This window comes from Nostoc mirabile CHAB5784, from assembly GCF_020829645.1.
Taxonomy (GTDB): Bacteria; Cyanobacteriota; Cyanobacteriia; order Cyanobacteriales; family Nostocaceae; genus Nostoc; species Nostoc mirabile.
Window position 1 is genome coordinate 1 of the sequence record NZ_JAIVFS010000270.1, and the last position, 2,796, is coordinate 2,796.

At 43.7% G+C, this 2,796-nt stretch carries 3 protein-coding genes; all 3 read left to right on the top strand.

Annotated features, from left to right (window positions below):
* The first annotated feature begins 140 nt into the window (after positions 1–140).
* The 3 genes from LC653_RS46695 to LC653_RS45535 all read left to right on the top strand — a co-directional run bounded on the left by LC653_RS46695 (position 141) and on the right by LC653_RS45535 (position 2,482).
* On the top strand, positions 141–275 hold the full coding sequence (locus LC653_RS46695; RefSeq protein ID WP_267923461.1) for a hypothetical protein: 135 nt from the start codon (positions 141–143) through the stop codon (positions 273–275).
* Positions 276–619: 344 nt separating this feature from the next.
* Positions 620–2,050: a type IV secretory system conjugative DNA transfer family protein gene (locus LC653_RS45530; protein WP_229501796.1), complete on the top strand. Its 1,431-nt coding sequence runs from the start codon at positions 620–622 to the stop codon at positions 2,048–2,050.
* Positions 2,051–2,065: 15 nt separating this feature from the next.
* Complete coding sequence (locus LC653_RS45535; protein WP_229501797.1) at positions 2,066–2,482, top strand: hypothetical protein; 417 nt, start codon at positions 2,066–2,068, stop codon at positions 2,480–2,482.
* Positions 2,483–2,796 lie beyond the last annotated feature (314 nt).

Here is a 2,796-nt window from a genome sequence, read left to right on the forward strand (position 1 = left end):
TCAGGACACGCGGCCATAATTTTATGCAAACTTTTATGTGATGTTTAGGCTATAACCCTTGAAATGTCGTTAATTTTTGGTCAGGGTATGATTCACAATTTGGTCATCCAGGGGGTAAAAGCACACTGGTTTCTCACCGGATGTTGGCGGCACGTTATGTAGACAGGATCTACGTACTTGAGCAAGGGCGTATCGTGGAGACTGGCAGTCATGAGGAACTAATTGCCCTTGATGGTTATTACGCCAAGCTCAGTGGTATGCAAGACGAAACTTGAACCGTCATGCTATGCATTAGCGCTCTTTTAGGCTAGACTGTGCCAAATTGGGAGTTTTGTACGCTAAGAAATCAGATCAATCGCCAAAAGCCTTGCCATTAAAGATTTTTGGCGTTCAACTGTCTTGGAATTTTTTAACGCTCATTGGTCTTAAATACAAAAAATTTCATTCGGTCTACTACACTCTTTTAATATACAAGCGTACAAATTTCCCGTTTCGGCACAGTCTAGCCTATTTCGGATATGAAATAGAGTTTCTAACACCTCTAAAAAATGTCCAAAAGGTCAATTCTCTAGCTTTCACTTGGTAGTTAAAATTTCTGCTAAATGCCTACTTAACTGCTATGAACATTTACCAGAAAAATCTACCAGACAACCAGATCACTGCTAACTCAACATTAATTGAAGTCTCATCCTTTCAAGCACCTCTGGCTAGCATTGACTTTGGCAAGTTGTTTCAACAGTATAACAATCCCCAAGGTTGGATGATGGTAGGTGGAATGCTCTTCATTTTACTGTTGTTGCAAATCAGTGGTACTGGTAAGGGAAAAATCACCACTGGTAAAGTCTCCAGTATTAGCGAGAAACTAGCAGCAACTAACCTAGCACTCAAGCAAATCAAGGAGCATAAACACAATAAAGTTACACTGTGGTCTGGAACTCCTCGCTATTGGGTAAAAGGCAAGTGGCGGGGGTTGCTGGCTAACATACAAACTATGCTTGGTGCTGCACCTACAGTTTGGTTTCCCAATGCCGAAAGGGGAACACTGGTAATAGGTGCGCCTGGGTCTGGTAAAACCTACTCTACCATAGACCGGATGTTAGAAAGTGCGATGCAGCAGGGTTTCCCGATTTTACTCTATGACAAGAAGGGCGACCAACTACGACTCCATGCACCCTTAGCAGCCCGTTATGGTTACAAAGTACGAGTATTTGCCCCCGGTGAACCCTTTAGCGGTGTTATTAATCCTTTGGATTATATGCGTGATGCACGCGATGGGGTAATGGCAGGAGAAATTGGACAAGTGATTAACCGTAATGCTTCCAGTGGTGGTAAAAGTGATGAGTTCTTTGCTAAAGCCGGGGACTTGTTAGCTAAAGCACTTTTACAGTTAGTTAAGGGTTCACCTTACCCAGATATGGCGATGCTTTATGCGGTGCTGCGGTTGCCAAAACTTGTACAACGTCTTGACCATGCGGTACAGTCCAAAAGGTTGGATGAATGGGTGGCGACTTCGTTTATTCAATTTTTGAGTGCCAAGGATGCAGAGAAGACTATTTCGGGGATTTTGACCACAGCAGCAGGTACTTTCTCATCTTTCATCCAAGCTGATTTGCTGAGGGCATTTATAGGGAAATCGGACATTCCCACTAAGCTTGAAGGTAGAGAAATGGTGGTGTTCAAGCTAGATGATGAACGCCGCAGTGTGGTTGGGCCTCTGCTGGCGGCTGCAATGCACTTGATGATTGTCGGTAATTTGAGCCGTCCCCGCAAAGACCCGTTGATTATTTCTTTGGATGAATTACCATCAATTAAGCTAGACAGATTACCACAGTGGATTAATGAATATCGTTCCAATGGTGCCTGCTTTATTCTGGGTATCCAAAGTTTAGAGCAACTTTACGATATTTATGGGGATAAGATGGGGAGTGCGATCGCTTCTGCTTGCAGTACCCATGTTTTGTTCAATCCTGGTAACTACAAAACGGCTGAGGATTACTCCAAACGCTACGGTGAGAAGGAAGTGCTGATTAAAAATCGTACCACAGGGTGATCGCTTGGCGGACAAATGAGCCGTTCAATTAGCTGGAGTGAGAATTTGCAAAAAATGCCTGTAATCAGTGCTGACGAAATTTTGAAATTTCCTCAAGGCAAGTGCGTAATTACCAGTCCTGGTTACAGTTCAGAGGGACAAGCTTCTATTCCTTATCCTTTAATTATTCCAGTGTCCAAAGCCGATGAAAAACGGGCGCATGATAGTGAGGCTCTTTGGGACACACAAGTTAAACCTGCTTTGTCAAGTCAGGTGACAATTCCTGATATTAAAACGCTAACACAAGCATTACATGAACGGATTGAGTCAGCAGCGCGGATGTTGCCATTACCAGAGGAAGATGTAGCACCTGCACAGGAGTCTAATAGCAGTGAAACTGATGTTTTGGACAATTTTACTAGGCGAGTTTATCAAACACCAGGATTGCATTAAATTTTGACACAGTATTGTTAGCAAAGCTCCTTGCGGAGCGAGGCACTCCTGTAATTCCCCTGTAATATTATGTTCGGTGAAAGACTTATCATTAAGACCGCAGAGGGAGGCTCTTAAAGCAGGGGGAAGTGCTTTCTTTCATGCTTAACGAGCGCCTGCTGCATACCCGGCTTGATATAAGTTCTGAATTATAGCAACCGCCACATCGGTTAGGACGCTAGATGTAAGATATACTCCATTGCATCCCGTAGACACTCATATTGGTCAAGTTGCTTGCGAATGCGACTTTTGAGCCAAGACCAGCATCGCTCAAT